Origin of the sequence: Kitasatospora sp. NPDC097643, from assembly GCF_040302625.1 — a bacterium.
GTDB lineage: Bacteria > Actinomycetota > Actinomycetes > Streptomycetales > Streptomycetaceae > Kitasatospora.
The window spans coordinates 19,435-40,126 of sequence record NZ_JBEOSA010000035.1 but is presented as its reverse complement, the minus strand read 5'-3'; the positions used below and the strand labels follow the sequence as shown (position 1 = coordinate 40,126).

18 protein-coding genes are annotated in these 20,692 nt (G+C 74.4%); 11 read left to right on the top strand and 7 right to left on the bottom strand.

Features of this window, described 5'->3' with window-relative positions:
- Positions 1-86: 86 nt before the first annotated feature.
- The 3 genes from ABTY15_RS22565 to ABTY15_RS22555 all read left to right on the top strand — a co-directional run bounded on the left by ABTY15_RS22565 (position 87) and on the right by ABTY15_RS22555 (position 2,472).
- Complete coding sequence (locus ABTY15_RS22565) at positions 87-836, top strand: GOLPH3/VPS74 family protein (RefSeq protein WP_350596856.1); 750 nt, start codon at positions 87-89, stop codon at positions 834-836.
- Positions 837-1,402: 566 nt separating this feature from the next.
- Complete coding sequence (locus ABTY15_RS22560; RefSeq protein ID WP_350596853.1) at positions 1,403-2,266, top strand: helix-turn-helix domain-containing protein; 864 nt, start codon at positions 1,403-1,405, stop codon at positions 2,264-2,266.
- The gene (locus ABTY15_RS22555; protein WP_350596850.1) at positions 2,263-2,472 is read left to right on the top strand and encodes a DUF397 domain-containing protein; all 210 of its coding nucleotides are present in this window, start codon (positions 2,263-2,265) and stop codon (positions 2,470-2,472) included. Before ABTY15_RS22560 ends, ABTY15_RS22555 begins: the two co-directional genes overlap by 4 nt.
- A 106-nt stretch (positions 2,473-2,578) precedes the next feature.
- Here ABTY15_RS22555 and ABTY15_RS22550 read toward each other — a convergent pair whose 3' ends face one another.
- Both ABTY15_RS22550 and ABTY15_RS22545 read right to left on the bottom strand, forming a co-directional pair.
- Positions 2,579-3,694, bottom strand: coding sequence for an ADP-ribosylglycohydrolase family protein (locus tag ABTY15_RS22550; protein ID WP_350596849.1), 1,116 nt, complete (start codon positions 3,692-3,694; stop codon positions 2,579-2,581).
- A gap of 139 nt (positions 3,695-3,833) precedes the next feature.
- Positions 3,834-6,422: a bifunctional FO biosynthesis protein CofGH gene (locus tag ABTY15_RS22545; RefSeq protein WP_350596844.1), complete on the bottom strand. Its 2,589-nt coding sequence runs from the start codon at positions 6,420-6,422 to the stop codon at positions 3,834-3,836.
- A 182-nt stretch (positions 6,423-6,604) separates the two neighbouring features.
- On the opposite strand from ABTY15_RS22545, the gene ABTY15_RS22540 reads away from it, so the two are divergent.
- The 3 genes from ABTY15_RS22540 to ABTY15_RS22530 are packed head-to-tail and all read left to right on the top strand — an operon-like array spanning position 6,605 to position 9,986.
- Positions 6,605-7,966 (top strand): LolA family protein, encoded by a 1,362-nt coding sequence (locus ABTY15_RS22540; RefSeq protein ID WP_350596840.1) that lies wholly within the window; start codon positions 6,605-6,607, stop codon positions 7,964-7,966.
- A gap of 3 nt (positions 7,967-7,969) precedes the next feature.
- A complete protein-coding gene (locus ABTY15_RS22535) occupies positions 7,970-9,031 on the top strand; it encodes an ABC transporter ATP-binding protein (RefSeq protein ID WP_350596836.1) in 1,062 nt (353 codons plus the stop codon).
- On the top strand, positions 9,018-9,986 hold the full coding sequence (locus ABTY15_RS22530; protein ID WP_350596833.1) for an ABC transporter permease: 969 nt from the start codon (positions 9,018-9,020) through the stop codon (positions 9,984-9,986). The genes ABTY15_RS22535 and ABTY15_RS22530 overlap by 14 nt, the downstream gene beginning before the upstream one ends.
- Here ABTY15_RS22530 and rarD read toward each other — a convergent pair.
- Together rarD and ABTY15_RS22520 are read right to left on the bottom strand one after the other, a co-directional pair.
- Positions 9,976-10,944 carry an EamA family transporter RarD gene (gene rarD, locus ABTY15_RS22525; protein ID WP_350596828.1) on the bottom strand — a complete coding sequence of 323 codons (969 nt, stop codon included), beginning with the start codon at positions 10,942-10,944 and terminating at the stop codon, positions 9,976-9,978. The genes ABTY15_RS22530 and rarD overlap by 11 nt on opposite strands.
- 110 nt (positions 10,945-11,054) lie before the next feature.
- Positions 11,055-11,903 carry an SDR family oxidoreductase gene (locus ABTY15_RS22520; RefSeq protein ID WP_350596822.1) on the bottom strand — a complete coding sequence of 283 codons (849 nt, stop codon included), beginning with the start codon at positions 11,901-11,903 and terminating at the stop codon, positions 11,055-11,057.
- Between the two features lie 106 nt (positions 11,904-12,009).
- On the opposite strand from ABTY15_RS22520, the gene ABTY15_RS22515 reads away from it, so the two are divergent.
- Positions 12,010-12,402: a winged helix-turn-helix transcriptional regulator gene (locus ABTY15_RS22515; protein WP_350597000.1), complete on the top strand. Its 393-nt coding sequence runs from the start codon at positions 12,010-12,012 to the stop codon at positions 12,400-12,402.
- Positions 12,403-12,420: 18 nt separating this feature from the next.
- Here ABTY15_RS22515 and ABTY15_RS22510 read toward each other — a convergent pair whose 3' ends face one another.
- Positions 12,421-13,191: a TetR/AcrR family transcriptional regulator C-terminal domain-containing protein gene (locus tag ABTY15_RS22510; protein ID WP_350596820.1), complete on the bottom strand. Its 771-nt coding sequence runs from the start codon at positions 13,189-13,191 to the stop codon at positions 12,421-12,423.
- Between the two features lie 42 nt (positions 13,192-13,233).
- Between ABTY15_RS22510 and ABTY15_RS22505 the strand changes: the two genes are divergently transcribed.
- Positions 13,234-13,458, top strand: coding sequence for a DUF6011 domain-containing protein (locus ABTY15_RS22505; protein ID WP_350596815.1), 225 nt, complete (start codon positions 13,234-13,236; stop codon positions 13,456-13,458).
- Between the two features lie 128 nt (positions 13,459-13,586).
- Here the strand turns inward: ABTY15_RS22505 and ABTY15_RS22500 are convergent, their stop codons facing one another.
- On the bottom strand, positions 13,587-15,623 hold the full coding sequence (locus ABTY15_RS22500; protein WP_350596811.1) for a tetratricopeptide repeat protein: 2,037 nt from the start codon (positions 15,621-15,623) through the stop codon (positions 13,587-13,589).
- 246 nt (positions 15,624-15,869) lie between these two features.
- Here ABTY15_RS22500 and ABTY15_RS22495 point away from each other — a divergent pair, with 246 nt between their 5' ends.
- Positions 15,870-16,361 carry a hypothetical protein gene (locus ABTY15_RS22495; RefSeq protein ID WP_350596809.1) on the top strand — a complete coding sequence of 164 codons (492 nt, stop codon included), beginning with the start codon at positions 15,870-15,872 and terminating at the stop codon, positions 16,359-16,361.
- A gap of 82 nt (positions 16,362-16,443) precedes the next feature.
- The gene (locus ABTY15_RS22490; RefSeq protein ID WP_350596806.1) at positions 16,444-17,148 is read left to right on the top strand and encodes a DsbA family oxidoreductase; all 705 of its coding nucleotides are present in this window, start codon (positions 16,444-16,446) and stop codon (positions 17,146-17,148) included.
- A gap of 54 nt (positions 17,149-17,202) precedes the next feature.
- Here ABTY15_RS22490 and ABTY15_RS22485 read toward each other — a convergent pair whose 3' ends face one another.
- The gene (locus tag ABTY15_RS22485; RefSeq protein WP_350596803.1) at positions 17,203-17,616 is read right to left on the bottom strand and encodes a DUF3052 domain-containing protein; all 414 of its coding nucleotides are present in this window, start codon (positions 17,614-17,616) and stop codon (positions 17,203-17,205) included.
- A 273-nt stretch (positions 17,617-17,889) separates the two neighbouring features.
- Between ABTY15_RS22485 and ABTY15_RS22480 the strand changes: the two genes are divergently transcribed.
- The gene (locus ABTY15_RS22480) at positions 17,890-20,628 is read left to right on the top strand and encodes an MXAN_6230/SCO0854 family RING domain-containing protein (RefSeq protein ID WP_350596801.1); all 2,739 of its coding nucleotides are present in this window, start codon (positions 17,890-17,892) and stop codon (positions 20,626-20,628) included.
- Positions 20,629-20,692 lie beyond the last annotated feature (64 nt).

The window sequence follows — 20,692 nt, the reverse complement described above, 5'->3', positions numbered from 1 at the left end:
CACCGCAAGGTCACGATTCGGAGGCGTACTCGACAAGCCCGTGTGAGAGGCGTCACCCTGTCTCTCATCCACGCGGGGAGGCTTGGATGGGCAAGAGCCGCAGAACTGTTCCCGAGGAACTCTTGCTGCTCGCTTTGGACCCGACCACGGGTACCACTGCGCAGCCGCAGACCCTCGACCTCGGACTTGCCGGGGCCCAGCTCGTCGAGCTGTCCCTGGCCGGACGGATCGTACCGGAGGGAGACCGGATCGCCGTGGTGCTCGCACGGCCTACCGGCGACCCGACTCTGGACCACGCACTGGAGCTGCTGCGCCGACGCGGCAGTCCGGTCCGCGCGGCGCACTGGATCGGCGGGCCCCGGTTGGGGCTGCGGCAGACGTACTTGGCGCACCTGGAGCGCTGCGGCATGGTCACGGCCGTGCCGGGCCAGGTGTGCGGGGTGCTGCCGACGACCCGGTACCAGGCGTCGGACGACTGCACCAACGCCGCGATCAAGCAGCGGCTCGACACCGCGATCCGCACCGGCGTGCCGCCGGACCCGCGGACGGCCGCGCTGGCGGCCCTGGCCCACTCGGTGGGTCTGGGCAAGCACCTGTACCCGGGCAACGAGGGCCGGTCCTCGCGGTCGCGGCTGCGCGACCTGATCCGGTACGACCCGCTGGGCGGGATGGTCGCGCACGCCGTGATGGACGTGCAGAACGGCCTGCCGGCCCAGCAGAACCGTGCCGCCGCCCAGGGCTCGGCGCCGGCTGCCACCGGGCGTTCCGGCGCCCGCGCGGCGGCGGGCCGGGGTTCGGGTGGGCGGGTCGCCGCCTCCCGGGTCGGCGTCCGCTGACGGAGCCGGGCCGGCGCCCCGGGAAGTCGCGCAACACGAACGACACGAGCGAGACGAGCCAACCGCCCGACTCGCCCGACGACCCACCCGGCGGCGCATGCCAGCCGGTACGCGCCCCCTGAGAGCGCCGAACGACCCCACGCACTACCGGAACACCGGCACCATCCGCACCAGCAGCACCACCCGTAGCACGGAGGGGCGGTCGCCCGCGACGGAAGTCGCCCGGCGACCGCCCCTCTGCCGTCCCCCCGGGGCCCTGCCGGGCCCTCCCGGGGACACCCGGCGACCCTGCCGGCGCATGTGCCACCAGCATCTGCACCGCCGGGGCGCGCCTGTCGCAGCATTACCGGTCAGGAGCCGTTTGAGCCGCATTACCACCTGGGGGCCTGCGCCGTCTCGCAGAAGCGCTTTTCCGATGATCTGTTCTACCGCGCTCCTGTCATTCCCCGGCGCCGACCTGACCCGAGGTGACATGCTGCTCCGAGTCAGGGGGGTTGGTCCCAATGTCCGATGTGTTCCGAGGACTGCCGTTCCAACGATCACCAGAGGTCCGGCCGGAGGTCGACGTGTCCGCGAACATCAATCCCACCGTGCGCCGCCGACGTCTCGGCTCCGAGCTCCGCAAGCTCCGCGAGGGCCTCGGGATGACCGCGGAGGAGGTGGCCGGCCGGCTGATGGTCTCCCAGTCGAAGATCAGCCGCCTGGAGAACGGCCGCCGCAGCATCAGCCAGCGGGACGTCCGCGACCTCTGCGACGTGTACAAGGTGAACGACGAACAGATGCGGGCCAGCCTGATGGAGATGGCCAAGGAGTCCCGCCAGCGCGGCTGGTGGCACGACTTCAACGACATGCCGACCCCGTACAGCGTGTACATCGGCCTGGAGGCCGAGGCCTCCTCGATCCGCGCCTACGAGTCGTCCTTCGTCCCCGGCCTGTTGCAGACCGAGCAGTACGCCCAGGCGGTCGTGGAGGGCACCCAGCCGGACACCGACGCGCTCGCTGTGCAGCGCAGGGTGCAGGTCCGGATGAAACGGCAGGACCGGATCCACGGCGAGCACCAGCTGGGCAGCCTGTGGACCGTCATAGACGAGGCCGTGCTGCGCCGCGAGGTCGGCGGCCGCGAGGTGATGGCCTACCAGCTCAAGCACCTGCTGGAGCTGAGCCAGCGCCCGAACATCACCATCCAGGTGATCCCGTTCTCGCAGGGCGCCCACCCCGGTATGACCGGGACATTCTCCCTGCTGGAGTTCCCGGAGTCAGCCGATTCCACGGTTGTCTACTTCGAAGGTGTGACGAGCGATCTCTACCTGGAGAAGGAGGCTGACGTGCGCCGCTATACCAGTCTCTACGACCACCTGAGGGCGGCGGCACTCGGTGTGGCGGAGAGCCGCCAGCTGATAGCAGAGATTGAAGAGGGATATCACCCATGACCACCACACCCGCGAACGGCACGCGTTGGCGCAAGAGCAGTCACAGCGGCGGTAACGGCGCCTGTGTGGAGATCGCCACGCCGGTCGCGGGTGCGGTGGCGGTCCGGGACTCCAAGGACCCGGAGGGCCCACGACTGCACTTCTCCGCCGAGGCGTGGAACGCGTTCGCGTCCGCGGCCGCGGCCGGGGCCTTCGGCTCGCTCTGATCCGGATCCGTTCGCGGGACAGTTGCCCGTAGCGGTGTCCGTCGCCCTCCCGGCGGCGGCCGCCGCTACGGGCAACTGCTTTCCCCGCTCCTGACATCCGGCAGGTTCAGCGCACCACCGGGTAGCGGTCGGTCCAGGTGATCCCCTCCGGCGTTTCCCGGCCGTGCAGTTCGGTGCCGTGCAGCAGCTCCAGCACCAGGTCGTCGGCGAGTTCGAGGATCGCCCCGCGCCCCTCCAGCCCGGCCAGCAGCCCGGGCGGCAGCGCGGTGTCGCCGTGCAGCACGCCCAGCAGGTTCCCGCAGATCGCGGCGGTGGAGTCGCTGTCCCCGGAGTGGTTGACGGCCAGCAGCAGGCCCGACCGGACGTCGTGCGCCACCAGCGCGCAGTAGACCGCGATCGCCAGCGCCTCCTCGGCGACCCAGCCCTCCCCCAGCGCCTCCACCCGGTCCGCGGACGGCTCACCGGCCCGCACCGCGTCCAGCGCGGCCCGCAGCGCCGCGGTCGTCTCCTCGTGCGCCGGCCGCTCGGAGAGCAGGGCCAGCGCCAGGTGGACGCCCTCCTCCAGGGTCCCGCCGCGGGCGACGCTCTGGACGATCACCGCGAACGCGCCCGCCGCCAGGTAGCCGGTGGGGTGGCCGTGGGTGAGCACCGAGCACTCCACCGCGAGCTGGAACACCAGGCCCGGCTCCCAGCTGGTGAGCAGCCCGAACGGCGCCGCCCGGACCACCGTGCCGCAGCCCTTGGAATGCGGGTTCTTGGGCTGCTCCAGGGTGCCGAGCCGCTCGCCGTCGGGCCCGGTCAGGCCGGACAGGCAGCCCTGGCCGGGGGCGCGCCGGGCGTACAGCCACTCCTCGCGGCCGAGCCAGCCGAGGTCGGGGCGGCGCTCGTCCGGGCCCCAGTCGTGCTGGGTGGCGGCCCAGCGCAGGTAGGCGAGGTGGAGGTCGGTGGGCGGGTGCCAGCTGCCGGTGTCGCGCCGGATGTGGGCGCGGATCAGGCCGTCGACGGTGAACAGGGTCAGCTGGGTGTCGTCGGTGATCGCGCCGCTGCGCCCGTACGCGGGGACGTAGCCGGTGACGCCCTGCGGGCCGTGCTGGGCGCGGATGCCCGCCAGCGACTCGAACTCGACGCCGGCGCCGAGCGCGTCGCCGATGGCACCGCCGAGCAGACAGCCCCGCACCCGGCTGCGGAAGTCCTGCTGCTGGGCGCGTGACCACAGTGGCATCACGACGGGGCGCCTTTCCTCGGGGTGGCGGGCTCTGGCGCGACGCACGGCCCGGCGCGCGCCCTGGCACTGTATTCGAAGGTTCGCGCCCATCGACGGGATCCCTCGAACATCCGACCACCCCGAGTGCCGGAGGCGCTCAGTCCAGGACCGGCAGCAGCTCCGGCAGGTGGCCGTCCGAGGCCAGTGCCGCGGCCCGGCGCTCCGCCGGGACCTCGCCGTAGGTCGTGGTGCGCTGGCGGTGCGGACGGCCCGCCGCCCCGGCGATCGCCTGGAGGTCCCGGACGGACTTGTAACTGCCGTACGCCGAACCGGCCATCCGCGAGATGGTCTCCTCCATCAGGGTGCCGCCCAGGTCGTTGGCGCCCGAGCGCAGCATCTCGGCCGCGCCCTCCGCGCCCAGCTTGACCCAGCTGGTCTGGATGTTGGGGATGTGCGGGTGCAGCAGCAGCCGGGCCATCGCCACCACCGCGCGGTTGTCCCGGGCGGTCGGGCCGGGCCGGGCGATGCCGGCCAGGTAGACCGGGGCGTTGGTGTGGATGAACGGCAGGGTCACGAACTCGGTGAAGCCGCCGGTCCGTTGCTGGATGTCCGCGAGCAGCCGCAGGTGGCCGAGCCAGTGCTCCGGGGTGTCCACGTGCCCGTACATCATGGTGGAGGAGGAGCGGATGCCCAGCTCGTGCGCGGTGGTGACCACCTCGACCCAGGTGGCGGCCGGCAGCTTGCCCTTGGTGAGCACCCAGCGGACCTCGTCGTCCAGGATCTCCGCCGCCGTACCCGGGATGGTGTCCAGCCCGGCCGCCTTGGCCTCCTGGAGCCACTCGCGGATCGAGAGCCCCGTCCGGGTCGCGCCGTTGACCACCTCCATCGGCGAGAAGGCGTGCACGTGGATGCCCGGCACCCGTTCCTTCACCGCGCGGGCGATGTCGAAGTAGGCGGTGCCCGGCAGGTCCGGGTGGATTCCGCCCTGCATGCAGACCTCGGTCGCGCCGACCTCCCAGGCCTGCGCGGCCCGGTCGGCGACCTGTTGCAGGGACAGCGTGTAGGCGTCGGCGTCGGTGCGGCGCTGGGCGAACGCGCAGAACCGGCAGCCGGTGTAGCAGACGTTGGTGAAGTTGATGTTCCGGGTGACGCAGTAGGTGACGTCGTCGCCGACGGCGTCGTGGCGGACGGCGTCGGCGATCCGGCAGAGCGCGTCCAGGGCCGGGCCGTCCGCGTGGAACAGCGCCAGCGCCTGGTCGTCGGTCAGCCTGGTCGGGTCGTCGGCGGCCACCGCCAGCGCCTCGCGCAGGTCGCCCGCCAGCCGCTCCGGCGCGCCCTTGGCGAGGACCTGCTCGCGCAGCACCTCCCAGTCGCCGTACACGTCCTCGAAGTCGGCCCGGCGGTCGCCGGTGCGGCCCTCGGTGTCGATGGTCGCGTGCAGGTCGGTGCGCCCGTACGAGGCGGGCAGGTCCTCCGGCTCCTGCCACGGCAGGCCGCGCACCACCGCGTCCGGGTCCGCCAGCCCGGTCCGCGGGTCGGCGAGGGCCCGCACGTGCGGCAGCACCCGCGGGTCCAGCCAGGGCTCGCCGCGCCGCACGTACTCGGGGTAGACGGCCAGGCGCTCGCGCAGCTCGAAGCCGGCCGCCGCGGACCGCTCGGCGAGGCGCTCGATCTGCGGCCACGGGCGCTCGGGGTTGACGTGGTCCGGGGTGAGCGGGGAGACGCCGCCCCAGTCGTCGATGCCGGCGGCGATCAGCCGCTCGTACTCGCCGTCCACCAGGTTCGGCGGCGCCTGTAGGCAGGCCGACGGGCCCAGCAGGTGCCGGGCCACCGCCACGGTGGCCACCAGCTCGTCCAGTTCGGCGTCCGGCATGCCGCGCATCGCCGTGTCCGGCTTGGCGCGGAAGTTCTGCAGGATCAGCTCCTGGATGCCGTGGTAGGCGCGGGAGACCTTGCGCAGCGCGAACAGCGACTCGGCGCGCTCCTGGTACGTCTCGCCGATGCCGATCAGCAGACCGCTGGTGAACGGGACGGAGCTGCGCCCGGCGTCCTCCAGCACCCGCAGCCGGACGGCGGGTTCCTTGTCCGGGGAGCCGTGGTGCGGGCCGCCGGGCTCGCTCCACAGCCGGGTGGCGGTGGTCTCCAGCATCATGCCCATCGAGGCGGAGACCGGCTTGAGCCGCTGGAAGTCCGTCCAGCTCAGCACCCCGGGGTTGAGGTGCGGCAGCAGGCCGGTCTCCTCCAGGATGCGGATCGACATCGCCCGGACGTAGGCGATGGTGTCGTCGTAGCCGTGCGCGTCCAGCCACTCGCGGGCCTCGGGCCAGCGGTCCTCGGGCTTGTCGCCGAGCGTGATCAGGGCTTCCTTGCAGCCGAGTTCGGCCCCGCGCCGGGCCACCTCCAGGACCTCGTCCGGGGACATGAACATCCCGTGTCCGGCGCGGCGCAGCTTGCCGGGGACGGTGGCGAAGGTGCAGTAGTGGCACTTGTCGCGGCACAGCCGGGTGAGCGGGATGAACACGCTCTTGGAGTAGGTGATGACCCCGGGCCGGCCGGCCGCGTCGAGCCCGGCGTCGCGCACCCGGGCGGCGCTGGCGCAGAGGTCGCGCAGGTCCTCTCCCCTGGCCTGGAGCAGCACGGCGGCCTCGGTCACGTCGAGGGCGACGCCGTCGCGGGCACGGCGCAGGGCACGGCGCATCGCGTTCGCGGTCGGGGTGTCGGGTGCGTCCATGGCGGTTGCGTCCATGGCGCGACCCTACGCCAGGTGTCGTACGCCGGGAGGAGTCAACCCTGAGGACGTCTCAGGGTCGATGTACCCATCAGGTTCAACCCGATCTGGCCCTGGAGGGCGATGACGGCGGGCGGGTCCGGCCCTCTAATGGAGGGGTACAGCCAATCGCTCGTGTTCACAGAGGAGTTGAGGACGCCATGACCAATGACACGGTGACGGGGGGCGGCGTGGACGATCCGGACGGCGGTGTGCCGTACCGCTCGCGGCGGCGCACCCTGGTGCGGGTCGCGGTGCCGCTGGCGGTGGTGGCGGTGATCGCCACCGGGGTCGGGCTGGTCCCCGCGCTGGCCGCCGACTCCCCGCCGGACCTCCCGGCGCTGACGGCGGAGCAGGTGGTGGCCAAGGCGCTCGGCTCCGAGGCGCAGACCCTCTCGGGCACGGTCTCCTTCTCCACCGACCTGGGGCTGCCGGGCCAGCTGCTGGGGGCGGCCGGCGGGTTCGGCGCGGCGGTCGGCGGTGGCGGCGGCGGCAAGGCCCGCGAGTCGGCGGCCGACCCGCAGGGCAAGCTGCTCGGTCTGCTCGGCGGCGACCAGACGCTGCGGGTCGCGGTGGACGGCCCCGACCACCAGCGGCTCGACCTGCTGGAGAACATGTCCGGCTACACCATCGTCCACAACGGCGACCAGGCCTGGGCGTGGGACAGCTCGACCAACAGCGCCGAGCACCTGACCGGCGGGGCGGCGCAGCGCGACGCCGGACACGACGGCAGGCACGGCGGCCGGCACCCGGGGGCGCCGCTGACCGGCGTGCCGACCACCCCGCAGGACGCCGCCCGGCAGTTCCTCACCGCGAGCGCGGGCACCACCTCGGTCACGGTGGCCGGCACCACCAAGGTGGCCGGGAAGGCGGCGTACCAGCTGAGCGTGAAGCCCGCCCAGCCCGGTTCGACGATCGGGGACGTCCGGATCGCGGTGGCCGCCGACAACGGGGTGCCACTGGCCGTGGTGGTCAAGGCCTCGGACGGCAGCACCGTGCTGGACGTCCACTTCACCGACGTCTCGTTCGCCAAGCCGGCCGCGAAGACCTTCGAGTTCACCGTGCCCAAGGGCGCCAAGGTGACGGAGCGGAAGGCGGCGGAGGCCGCCGAGGGCGGCGTCTTCGAGGACGGCCCGCTCACCGGGTTCGGCCCCGCGGACAAGGCCCCCGGGGAAAAGGCCCCCGGGGGCGAGGGCTTCGGCGCCGAGCGGCTCGGGGCGGACGACGGGTTCAACGTGATCGGCGAGGGCTGGACCACGGTGTTCTCCGCGAAGCTGCCGAGCGGCCCGGTGGAGGTCCCGCAGGACGGCGGCCAGGGCGGCAAGGGCGCCAAGGGCGGCCGGCACGGCGACCAGAAGCTCGGCCTGAACCCGCAGGGGCTGGTGAAGTCGTTCGGCAAGCCGGTCGGCGGCGGCACCCTGGTCAGCACCAAGGTGTTCAACGTCCTGCTGACGGACGACGGCCGGATCTTCGCCGGCGCGGTGACCCCGTCGGTGCTCCAGCACGCGGCCGGGGTGAACTGACGGATGACCCGCACTCCCGTAACGGGGGACGTTACGGAGTCGGCCGGGGGCCGGGGCGCCGAGCCGCGCCCCGCCCCCGTTCCCGTTCCCGCCGCCGCCCCCGCCCCGTCGGCCCGCCCTGACGCCGACGCCGTCATCCGGACCCGCGGTCTGAGCAAGCGTTTCCGGGGCGGCCAGCTCGCCGTCGACGGTCTCGACCTGACCGTGCCGCGCGGTTCCGTGTTCGGTTTCCTCGGCCCGAACGGCTCCGGGAAGACCACCACGATCCGGATGCTGATGGGCCTGATCGCCCCCACCTCGGGTGTGGCGACCGTCCTCGGCGAGCCGATGCCGCAGTCCGTCGCCAGCGTGCTGCCCCGGGTGGGTGCGCTGATCGAGGGCCCGGCGCTGTACGGCTTCCTCACCGGGCGGGACAACCTGGTCCGGTTCGACGCCGCCGACCCGACCGCCGACCCGCGCACCCGGCGCCACCGCGTCGACGAGGCGCTGGAGCGGGTCGGGCTGAGCGCGGCGGCGGGCAAGAAGGCCCGCGCGTACTCGCTCGGCATGAAGCAGCGGCTCGGCCTGGCCTCGGCGCTGCTGCAACCGCGCGAGCTGCTGGTGCTGGACGAGCCGACCAACGGGCTGGACCCGCAGGGCATGCGCGAGATCCGGGCGCTGGTCCGGGAGGTCGCCGCCGAGGGCACCACGGTGTTCCTCTCCTCGCACCTGCTGGACGAGATCGAGCAGGTCTGCACCCACGCGGCGGTGATGTCGCGCGGCCGGCTGGTGGTGCAGGGCACCGTCGCCGAGCTGGCCGCCCGGGCGCAGGGCCGGCTGGTGGTCCGCACCCCCGACGTGGCGCGAGCGGCGGAGGTGCTGGCCGCGCACCGGGTCGGCGGCCTCGTCCACGGCGAGGACCGGGTGGACGGCGAGCTCGCCGTCGCCGACGAGGAGGCGCTGCCGAAGCTGTGCGCGGCCCTGGTCGAAGCCGGGGTGCGGGTGCACGGCTTCGGGCTGGAGCGGGGCACGTTGGAGGACGCCTTCGTGGCGCTGACCGGGGAGGGCTTCGATGTCGCGGGCTGAGACCGTGCCGGGCGCCGGGCGGGAGGCCCTGCCGGGCGCCGAGCGCGAGACCCTGCCGGGCGCCGAGCGCGAGACCCTGCCGGGCGCCGGGCGCGAGACCCTGCCGGGCGCCGGGCGGCGGCCGCAGACGACGGCGGGATTCCTGGCGCTGTTCCGCAACGAGCTGCACCTGACCTTCCGCCGGCTGCGCACCAAGGTGCTGCTGGCGATCCTGGCGGTGCTGCCGATCCTGATCGGGGTGATCGTCAAGGTCGAGACCGGCGACGCCCCGCGCGGCGGCGAGGGCCCGGCCTTCATCGCGCAGCTGACCCAGAACGGCCTGTTCCTGGTGTTCACCGCGCTCGCGGTGGCGCTGCCGGTCTTCCTGCCGATGACGGTCGGCGTGGTCGCCGGGGACTCGGTGGCGGGCGAGGCGGCCACCGGGACGCTGCGCTACCTGCTGGTCGCCCCGGCCGGGCGGACCAGGCTGCTGGCCGCCAAGTTCACCGCCGGGCTGGCGTTCTGCGCGGCCGCGACGGCGGCGGTCGCGGTGACCGCGCTCGCCACCGGCGCCCTGCTGTTCCCGGTCGGCGACGTCACGCTGATCTCCGGGGACACCATCGGCCTCGGCGACGCGCTGGTGCGGGCCGTCCTGGTGGCCGGGGTGGTGGCGCTCTCGCTGGCCGGGCTGGTCGCGATCGGGCTGTTCGTCTCGACGCTCACCGGCAGCGGCATCGCGGCGATGGCCGCCACCGTCGGCCTGGTGATCACCGTCCAGATCCTGGACGGCTTCCCGCAGCTGGACGCGATCCGGCCGTTCCTGTTCACCCACTACTGGCTGAGCATGAGCGACCTGCTGCGCGAACCGATGTACTGGGACGGCGTGCTGAAGAACCTCGGCCTCCAGGCGGCCTACGTGGCGGTGTTCGGCTCGGCGGCCTGGTCGCGGTTCACCAGCCGGGACATCAGCGCTTGAGCAGTGCCTGTGCGGGGGCGGGCTGCGGCGCGGCCGCGGCCCGCTCCGCGCGGTCGGCCCGCACCTGGCGCAGCGCGTCCCAGGTGAGCACCGCGAGCGCCAGCCAGACCAGCCCGAAGCCGGCCCAGCGGGCGGGCGGCATCGACTCGTGGAAGACGGCGACGCCGATCAGGAACTGGAACACCGGCGCCAGGTACTGGAGCAGCCCGAGCACCGTCAGCGGCACCCGGACGGCCGCCGCGCCGAAGAAGAGCAGCGGAACGGCGGTGATCACCCCGCTGAGCATCAGCAGCCCCGAGTGCCCCCAGCCGTAGGAGCCGGCCACGGTGTGCCCGAAGGTGCCGCGCCCGCTGATCTCCAGGTACACCAGGTAGGCGAGCGCGAACGGGAACATGAAGGCGCTCTCCGCGGCCAGGCTCTCCAGGCCGCTCAGCCCGACCTTCTTCTTCAGCAGCCCGTACGTGGCGAAGGAGAACGCCAGGGTCAGCGCGATCCACGGCAGCCGCCCGTACGCGACGGTCAGCACCGCGACGGCGGCCGCGCCGACCCCGACCGCCGCCCACTGCGCGGTGCGCAGCCGCTCCTTGAGCACCAGGACGCCGAAGCCGATGGTGACCAGCGGGTTGATGAAGTAGCCGAGGCTGGTCTCGACGACGTGCCCGGCGTTGACGCCCCAGATGTAGACGCCCCAGTTGATCGAGATCACGGCGGCCGCGCCGGCCAGCATGGCGAGCCGGCGGGGCTGGCGCAGCAGCGGGCGTATCCAGCCCCAGTGCCGCTGGGCGACCAGCAGCAGCACGACCGCGACCAGGGACCAGACCATCCGGTTGGCCAGGATGTCGTCGGCGGCGCCGGGCTCCAGCAGCGGCCAGAACAGCGGGAACAGCCCCCAGATGCCGTAGGCGGCGACGCCGTACCAGAGGCCTCGGCCGCTGTTCTGCTGGGTTGTCTCTGGCATGGCCGCCTGCCCTCCGCGCGCGTGTGTCCAGGCGACGGTAGCGGGCGGGAGGGCAGGCTGTCATCTCCGTTTCCGGAGTTTGGTCATGACAGGGGCTGTGGGTGGGGTGCTCAGGCCTTCAGCGCGGCACGGACCGACTCGGCCAGCGGGACGGTCGGGCGCCCGATCAGCCGGGCCAGGTCACCCGGGGTGCCGGCCAGCTCGCCCCGGGCGATACCGGCGTCCACGTCCACGAAGACCTCGGCGAAGCCCTCCGGCACGCCCGCCCCGACCAGCACCTCGCGGTGCTCCGCCGGCGACACGTTCCGGTGCTCCACCGGCCGGCCCGAGGCCTGCGACAGCTCGGCGGCCAGCTCGGGCAGGCTCCACGCGGCGTCGCCGCTCAGCTCGTACACCCGGTTCTCGTGGCCCTCGCCGAGCAGGACCGCCACCGCGGCGTCCGCGTAGTCCCTGCGCGGGGCGGTGGCCACCCGGCCCTCGCCGGCGCTGCCGAGCACCACGCCACGCTCCACCGTGCCGGCCGCGTCACCCAGGTAGTTCTCGGTGTACCAGCCGTTGCGCAGCAGGGTGTGGGGCACACCGGCGGCCCGGACCAGCTCCTCCGTCGCCTTGTGCTCGTCGGCCAGCCGGAAGGTGGCCGCGCCCGGCGCGCTGGTGTACGCCAGCAGCGCCACCCCGGCGGCCGCGGCGGCGTCGATCACCGCACCGTGCTGCGCGACCCGGCTGCCCAGCTCGTTCCCGGAGATCAGCAGCACCCGGTCGCCGGCCGCGAACACCCCGTCGAGCGTCCCGGGCCGGTTGTAGTCGGCCTCGTGGACCCGGACACCCCGCTCCGCCCACGCCTCGGCCTTCGCGGCGGAGCGGACCACGACGGCGATCTCGCCCGCCGGGACGGCGGCCAGCAGCCCCTCCACGACCAGTCGGCCGAGCTGTCCGGTGGCTCCGGTGACGACGTACATGTGCCTGCTCCTCGGGTGTTGGCTCGTTGACCTCGACACCAACCGTAGGGAGGGCACTAACTTCTGGATAGTACGCACTTCGAAGTAGGGTACTGACATGAAGGTAATGGCAGTGGAGGAGACCGCGTCGTTCCTCGACCGGGTGCCCGACGTCTACGACCGGATGTGCCCCTCCCGGGGCGTGCTGGAGCACGTCACCAGCCGCTGGGGGGTGCTGGTGCTGGTCGCGCTGCGCGAGCGCGGGTACCGGTTCAGCGAACTGCGGCGGCGGGTCTCCGGCGTCAGCGAGAAGATGCTCGCCCAGACCCTGCAGACGCTGGAGCGCGACGGATTCGTCCGGCGCGAGGCCCACCCGGTCATCCCGCCCCGGGTCGACTACAGCCTCACCCCGCTCGGGTCGGAGGCCGCCGAGTACGTCTCCGCGCTGGCCCACTGGGTGCAGGACCGGATGTCCGCCGTCCAGGACGCCCGGGAGGAGTACGACGCCCGGCCGCGGTAAGTGCGGTAGGTCAGGCCCCTAGGCCTCTTCGGCGATGAGCGCGGCCAGCCCGTCCAGGACGCGGGCCAGGCCGAAGGCGTACGCGTGGTCCGGGCTGTACGCCCCGCCGTACGCCTCGCCGGCGGCGGCGCCGACCCGGGCGGCCACCGGGTAGCGCGCGGGGTCGAACACCCGGGCCAGCAGCTCGGCGTTGGCGGCCCACCACTGCTCGTCGGTCAGCGCGCTGTCCTGCGCGGCGGCGCGCTCGTCGGCGGCCATCCGGGCGCAGGTCTGCACGAAGCCGAGGACGTGGGTCAGCGCCGCGTCCAGCTCGACGTCGGGCAGGCCGGTGCCCTCGAAGGCGCGCAGCTCGTACTCGTACTTGGCCATCAGGCCCGGGCCCAGCGGCGGCCGGCTGGTGGGGACGGTGGCGACCCACGGGTGGGCGCGGTGCAGGGCCCGGTTGTCGTCCGCCACGGCGCTCACCCGGGCGCGCCAGCCCTCGCCGGCGGGCGCGCAGCGGGGCATCGTCGCGTAGACGGTGTCCAGCATCAGGTCCAGCAGCTCGGCCTTGCCCGGCACGTAGGTGTAGAGCGCCATCGGGGACAGGCCCAGCTCCTGGGCGACCCGGCGCATGGTGACCGCGTCCACGCCCTCGGCGTCGGCCAGCGCGATGGCCACGGCGGCGATCTCCCCGGTCGACCTCGCCTGCTTCGGGCCGCGCCGGCCGGGCTTCTCCTCGGCGGTCAGCCCCCAGAGCAGGGCGAGCGTGCGGGCCGGGTCTCCTGCGCTGCTGCGGTCCGTGGCCATGGGGCCATCGTGTCACGGCACCACCCGGCTACCGTCTCCCCCATGACCAGCCGCCCCGACCGCCCCGGCCGTACCGATCGGCCTGATGCACTGCCCGGCACCGACACCCCGGAGGCCGTCCGCCCGCGCGTCACCTGCCGCCGCTGTCACCGCCCGCTGCACGACCCGGAGTCGCGGATCCTGCGGCTCGGCCCCGAGTGCCGCGACCCGGCGGAGCGGGTCGCCCGGCACGAGGTCGAGCAGGACCCGCTCCCGGGCGTCGGGTAGCAGCCCCGGGCCGACGGCCCGCTGCGCCGGCAGCGCCGCTCACCCGGGATGCGACCAGTGGTCACCGGCCGCGCCCCGACGCCCGGCCCGCGCCCGTGCCCGGTCCGCCCACCCCCGCACCGGGCCCGTCAGCCCCGGCCGAAGAGGCGGCGGAAGAAGCCCGGCCGGGGTGCGGGCTGCTGCGGCTGCTGCGGCTGCTTCTGCTCCGCCTCCGGCTCGGGCGCCGCGCCGAGCGACTTCGCGTGCGCGACGGCCTCCCGGCGCTGGTCCTCGGTCGGTTCCTGCTCCTCCTCCGCCTCGGTCTCCTCGATCAGCCGGCGGGCGAGGTCGAGGTCGGCCGGTGGCAGCCAGGGGGCGGCGAGCGCCAGGGCGCAGAGCGAGCGCAGGACGGTCACCACCCGGGTGCGGTGGGCCCGGGCGCTGTAGTGCAGCCGCCGCCGGAGCTGGGCGGCGATGTCGGCGCGGGTGTCCGGGTGCGTCCAGCCGATCGCGACCAGGGCGAAGCCGGCCGCCTCGACCACCCAGTCCTCCGGCCCGAGCAGCAGGTCCAGCAGGACGCGGCGGCGCTCGGAGCCCTCCCACGGCTGGTCGGTGCGGTGGTGGGCGACGCCGAGGCAGGCGAAGGCCTGGACGGCGCGCACCCACAGTTCGGGCTGGTGGGCGAGCAGGGCCCGGCCGAGTTCGTCCTCGCGCGGCTGCGGCGGGTGGACCAGGACGCCGACCAGGTCCGCCAGCGGCAGCCCGGCCAGCCGCACGGCGTGGTCGTACGCGGCGGGCACGGCGGGCCAGACGATCTCGGCGGTGGCGCGGACGAGTTCGGCGCTCTCCGGGGCGGGCGGGTCGACGGCCGGGCGCGGGTCGGTGCCGTCCCAGGTCCAGATCCGGGTGACGGGTCCGGTGATGGGTCTGCCGGCGGGCCCGCCGGCAGACCCGCCGGCAGACCGGTCGGCAGACCCGGTGGCCGGCTCGTCCAGCGGGAGACGCAGGTCCGGCTCGGGGACGTCGCGGTAGCGGACGGTGGCGCGGGGCAGCGCGAGCCGGACGGCCAGCAGCGAGCTGGGCGGCTCCACGACGGAGGCGCTGCAGTCGATCTCGCTGTCCCGGGTGGTGCCGGGGGCGGCGAGCACCTGGTGCAGCACGTTGACGGTCGCCTCGGTGGCGCCGGAGATCATGCCGAGCCAGGGTTCGCGGTGGCTCAGCCGCTCCAGCAGGTCCAGGGCGTACTCGTGGTCGGGGTGGGCGCGGTGGTGGTCGGCGAGGGCGAGCAGGTGGGCCGGGTCGCCGTCGACGGCGTGCCGCAGGCCGTGCCGGGCGGGGGCCGCCTTGGGGTGGTCGGGTTCGGTGGCGAGCACCCGGTCCAGCCAGGGCAGGCCGTCGGCGGGGCGGCCGAGCGCGCCGTACAACTCGGCGACGTCGACGGCCAGGTAGCTGCTGGAGTTGTCGTGGGCCGGCTCGACCCGGGCGAGTTCGGCCTCCCAGACGGCGAGCGCCCGTTCCGGCTGGCCGTGGGCGCGCAGGGCGTTGCCGAGCATCACGGACGGCATGTAGCCGGGCGCCAACCCCTGGGCGCGCTCGGCGAGTTCGACGGCGCGGGCGGTGGTGCCGAGGCGTCTGGTGAGGCCGGAGGCCATCGCGAGGAGCAGCGGGTGGTCGGGGTGGTGGGCCACGACGGCCTGCACGAAGGCGTCGAACGGCCGGACGGCGGCGGCCGGTTCAGCGGGCAGCGGGTCGGGCAGGGCACCGGCGGCGCGGGCGACCGCCTGGGCGACGGCGTCCGGGTCGACGAGGGCGGGCAGGTCCTCGCGGGCGAGCCAGGCGGCGTGCGCCCAGGGTTTGCCGGGCTCGTGCTGGATCGCGGAGGCGAGCATGCCGACGGCCGCGTCCCAGTCGCCGGCGGCGGCCTCGACGTGGGCGCGGCAGACCACCGTGCCCAGGTACACCTGGCCCTCCAGCGGGAACAGCTCGCGGGCGGCGACGGGGCCGCCGGCGGCGGCGCAGAGTTCGGCCAGCGCCTCGTGCAGCTCGGGGAGTTGGGGGTCGACGAGGATGGCGTCGGCGAGGTGGTCGGCGGCGTGCGGGAGGTCCCCCGAGTCGATCGCCAGCCGGGCGACCGCCACCTCGCCCTCGGCCGCGAGCCGCTCGTCCGCGTCGTCGCTGTGCGCCATGTGTCCGTGTCCCCCGTCGCCCTGGTCGCCGATGTGCGCGGACGAGGCTATCCCGCGGATATGACGGTCAGATGATCACCCGCATGGCGTGTCGCCCCTCCGGGCGGGCCTCGGAGCCCGCCCGGGAAGTCGGACGGGCCGACTTCCCGCGCGGGTGGGCACGCGCCCGCCTGTCGGTGGCGTCTGATCTGCTGCCCGTCGACGTCGAACGGTGGCGAGGGATGTCGAAAGGTGAGGAGAGCGGCGATGGGTGTGCTGACCGACTACTTCCGGGCGCCCGACGCGGCGGCGGTCGTGCGGGCGATGGAGCGGGACGACCGGATGCTCGTCGGGGGCCGGGATCCGGTGTTCGACGGGGTCGAGGCCAAGCGCGTCGATCCGAACGTCGTCCTGGCGCAGCTCGTCGCGGCCATCCGGCGCGAGCCGTGGCGGGTCGACCTGGTCGCGGACGCCCCGGTCTGGCCGACCACCGCGCCGCCCGGCCCGGAGGGCCTGGAGGACGAGGACGATCCCTGGGTGACCGGCCCCTGGGTGACCGAGCTGGACACCGCGACCCGCGACGCCCTGGCCGGGGTGCCGGACGACCTCGTGCCGGAGGCCGTCGCCCGGTGGGCGCGGGCGGAGGAGCTGGGCGGCGTCGACCCCGAGTTCCTGCTCCCGCTCGCCGAGGAGCTGATCGCCCTCGCCCGGCGCGCCCGCGCGGCCGGCGAGCAGCTGTACTGCTGGATCTGCCTCTAAATATTTCACAACAAGAAATATTGAGGCACTCATGCGCGTTGCGGAGGGAGTCGGACCACCAACCGGAAGGGAGAGCAACGCCGTGCGCGTCGAGATCTGGAGTGACATCAACTGCCCGTGGTGCTACATCGGCAAGGCGAGGTTCGAGAAGGCCCTCGCCGGCTTCCCGCACCGGGAGGACGTCGAGGTGGTCCACCGGTCCTTCGAACTCGACCCCCGCTCGCCGCGGGAGGCCCGGCCCGTCGTCCCGCTGATCGCCGCCAAGTACGGGCTCAGCCTGGAGCAGGCCAAGGCGGCCGAGCAGCGGATCGCCGCCAACGCCCACGAGGAGGGGCTGCCGTACCTGAGCGAGGGGCGCGACGCCGCGAACTCCTTCGACATGCACCGCCTGCTGCACTTCGCCGAGGAGCACGGCCGGCAGGCGGAGCTGCTGGACGCGCTGTACCGCGCCAACTTCGCCGACGAGCGCTCCGCCTTCGCCGAGGGCCGGCTGGTCGAGCTGGCGGTCGAGGCGGGCCTGGACGGCGCGGCGGCCGCCGCCGTGCTGGCCGACCCGGAGGCGTACGCGGAGGCGGTCCGCGAGGACGAGGCGACGGCGGGCGCGATGGGCGCCACCGGGGTGCCGTTCTTCGTCTTCGACCGGCGGCTCGGGGTGTCGGGCGCCCAGCCGTCCGACACCTTCACGGCTGTGCTGGAGCAGGCCTGGGAGAGCCGGGTGGCGATCCCTCTGCTGACGGACGCCGGGGAGGCCTGCGGGCCGGACGGCTGCGCGGTGCCGCAGCGGTGACCGCCCCGGCCGGAGTGGGAAGTCGGACGGGCCGACTTCCCACTCCGGGGCGCGCTACCGCCTGCCGGAAATCAGGCGGGTGCCTGTCCAGTCGGCGCCGACGTTGATCGACTTCGCCTGGGCGAGGCCGGTGGTCTGAGCCGCGTCCGTGATGTCGCCGGGCTCGACGTAGCCGTCCCGGCCGGACTTGGGGGTCAGCAGCCAGATCTCCCCACCCTCGGACAGCAGCCCGACGGCGTCGACCAGGGCGTCGGTGAGGTCACCGTCGTCCTCGCGGAACCAGAGCAGGGCGACATCGGCCACCTCCTCGTACTCCTCGTCGACGAGGTCCTGGCCGATGAGGCTCTCGATGCCCTCGCGCAGGTCGTGGTCGACGTCCTCGTCGTACCCGATCTCCTGGACGACCTGGCCGGGCTGAAATCCGAGCCGACCCGCCGGGTTGGTGAGCTCGTCCTCTGATGTCGTCATGGTGGTGTCCCTCTTCGCTCCGGAGGCGCCGCTCGCCTCGCGCGCGAGTAGCCAACCAGACACGCAGGGTGGCGAACCGGCGAAACGCCCAAGCCCGGCACGGCGATCGCCGGCCGCCCGAAAAACCGGTGGGCGCGCGCGGACGGCTCCGCTACTGTGGCTCCGCGGGCGGCTCCGCGACGCGCTTCCTTCTCACCTTCCTTCGAAAACCCGTAGCGCGCCCCCTCTCCGCCCGATTCCCGCTTTCCGCCTTTCCCAGGGGGATCTCTCCGCATGCCCCGAGCCATCGCGGCTCCCTTCGACGTCGACGTCGATCTCGATCTCGGTTCCTTCCTGCTCCGCCGGCGCGGCGCCGTCGCCGTGGCCCCCGGCGAGCTGCTGCCCGCCGCCGACCCGTGGAGCGTGCGCGGCCTGGTGGCCCTGGACGCCGACCTGGCGCGGCGCGGCTACCTGCTCACCACCCAACTCCGCACCGCCCTGGCCAGGTTGGCACCCGGCCGACTGGCCGAGCTGGGCGACGGGCTGCTCGCCCGGATCGACCACCTGCTCGGCGCGGACCGCGAGCACCAGCCGCTGTTCCGCTGCTTCCCGGACGCCGTGCCCGACCACGCGCACGCCCTCTACACCCGCCAGATCCGGGCGTTCCTGCTCAACCAGCCCCGCCAGCCGTGCGCGCACTGCGGCCGGCGCGGCGCCGAGGCCGGCATCGGGGCGCTCGCGCCCTGCGCCCACCTGCTCTGCGCGGGCTGCTTCGACGGCCTGGCGGCCGACGGCCGAGGCGGCCAATGCCCGCTCTGCGGCGCCTCGTTGAGCGCCGGCACCTACCTCGCCGAGGACAGCGCGGTCGGACGGCGGGCGGCCGAGGAGTTCGGCGGCGAGCAGGCCCTGCGCCCGCTGCGGCTCCTGGCGGCCGACCAACTCACCGCCGCCATGGCCGAGTTCCACCGGCTGCTGGCCCGCCGCACCCCGCTCTCCCCGCAGGACCGCGACGACCTCGCCGCGCTGCTCGCGCACGCCCCCGAGGACCTGCCGCAACGGCTACCCGCGCAGATCCCGCTGCGCGAGACCAAGGCCGTCGTCCTGGCCGCCCTGCTGCGACGCGGCGGCGCCGACGCGCTGCCCGTCCTCGCCGAACGCATCGACACCGCCACCGACGTGCTGCGGCTGCTGTGGGCGTGGTCCGGGGCCGAACCCGACCTGCTGCGCGGCACCGCCCGGCGGCTGCGCCTGCGCTCCCTCCCGCGCCCGCTGCGCCGGGGCCTGCTGGAGATCCTGGAAGGGCTGCACCCCACCGCCCTCGCCGAGGACCTGCCCCGGCACCGCTCGGCCTGGCTGCGCGCGGGCGAGCTGCTGCACCCGTACGAGCACCGGCGGCACTTCCCCAAGGTCACGGCGGCGTTCGTGCTGCTGCGCGAAACCGACCTGCGCACGCACGGCGTCGGCCGGGAGTTCGCCGAGCCGCCCGCGCCGCTGCGCGTGGTCACCGTCGGCGAGCGCACCCGGCTCGGCTTCACCGGCTTCGCCGGGCGGGTCGAAGCCCGACTGGCGGCCGGGGACACGGCGGGGGCCGTCCGGGTACTGGCCGAGCGGCCCGGGGAACTCGTCCGCCGGCTGCACCACGTGCTGCGCGTGCACGCCGCCATGACACCGCCCGGAACGCCGTCGCCCGGTGCGCAACCGGCCGGCACGCCGCCGGCCCGCACGCCGCTGCCCGAGGAACTGCTGGAGACGGTCGCCGGGGCGCTCACCCGGGTCGCGCCCGGCCCGCTGCTGGGCGCGTACGGGCGGCTGCGCGGGCCCCGCGAGGCCGGCGAGCGGCGACTCTACTTCCCGCGCGGCACGGTGTCGCTGGCGCACGCCCGGACGGACCACGGCACCGTGGTGCCCGCCGAACTCAGCGCCCCCGTCTGCGCGTTGATCGAAGCCGAGCTGCTGCGGCGGAGTTCCGCCGACGGCGCGGACCGGTACGAGGTCGCGCTGCTCGACGAGGGCCTGGCCGACCTGATCGCACCCTTCGCCGAACGGGCCGCCGCCCGCACCCTGGTCTGCGTGCCGCGCGGCAGCCGCCAGCGCCTGCCGGCCGGCGAGCGGTTGCGGCTGTTCCTGCACTGGATGCAGCCGGAGCACCTGCGGGTCGACCTCGACCTGTCGGTGGCGCTCTACGACGAGCACTGGCGGTTCACCGGGCTCTGCGACTACACCAACCTGGTGCACGGCGACCGGGAGGCGGTGCACTCGGGCGACTACGTCTCGGCGCCACCGCCGGACGGGGCGACGGAGTTCGTCGACCTGGACCTCGGACGGCTGGCGGCGAGCGCGTCGCGGTACGCGGTGATGATCGTCTTCAGCTACAACGACGTCGCCTTCGAGCAGTTGACCGATGCCTTCACCGGGTTCATGGACCTCGGCACGACACCCGCGGGCGGGCGGCACTTCCACCCACGGGCCGTCCGGCAGCGGCTCGACCTGGTCGGCGACGCCAAGGTGTGCGTGCCGATGATCATCGACCTGGCCGAGCGCCGGTACACCTGGACCGACCTCAACACCGGCGCCGACGGCGGCTTCCACAGCGTGTACCGGCACCAGGCCGAGGTCGGCGCACTCAGCCGGGACGTCCTCGCCCACTTCTCCCCGGAGAACCGCGCCACCCTGTGGGACGTCGCCTGCGCCCGGGCGGCAGCCACGGCCGACGAGGTCGTCGTGCGCGGACGCGACGGCGATGCCGGCGCACTGCGCTGGCGGCGGCGGGACGGGGAGGGCGTCGAGGCGTTCGCGGCGCGGCTGCGGGGGCTGCGGGAGCCGGACGGCCCCGGCGACCTGTCCGAACTGCTCAGCGGGCGGCGGGCGTTCGTCGCGCTCGTCGACGGGGACGTACCCGCGCCGGAGAAGTTGTCCGGCGCGCTCTACCGGCTCTACCCGGGCCCGATCGACGCGGCGCCCGAGGCGCTGGAACGGCTGACGGCGGGCGACCTCGTCGCGGCCCTGGCGCCACGGCCGCCGGGACGGCGGTAGCGGGCGGCGCTTCGCCGGGATTCGACCGCGCGAAGAGCCGCCCGCCGAGAAACGTCCGAGGAGC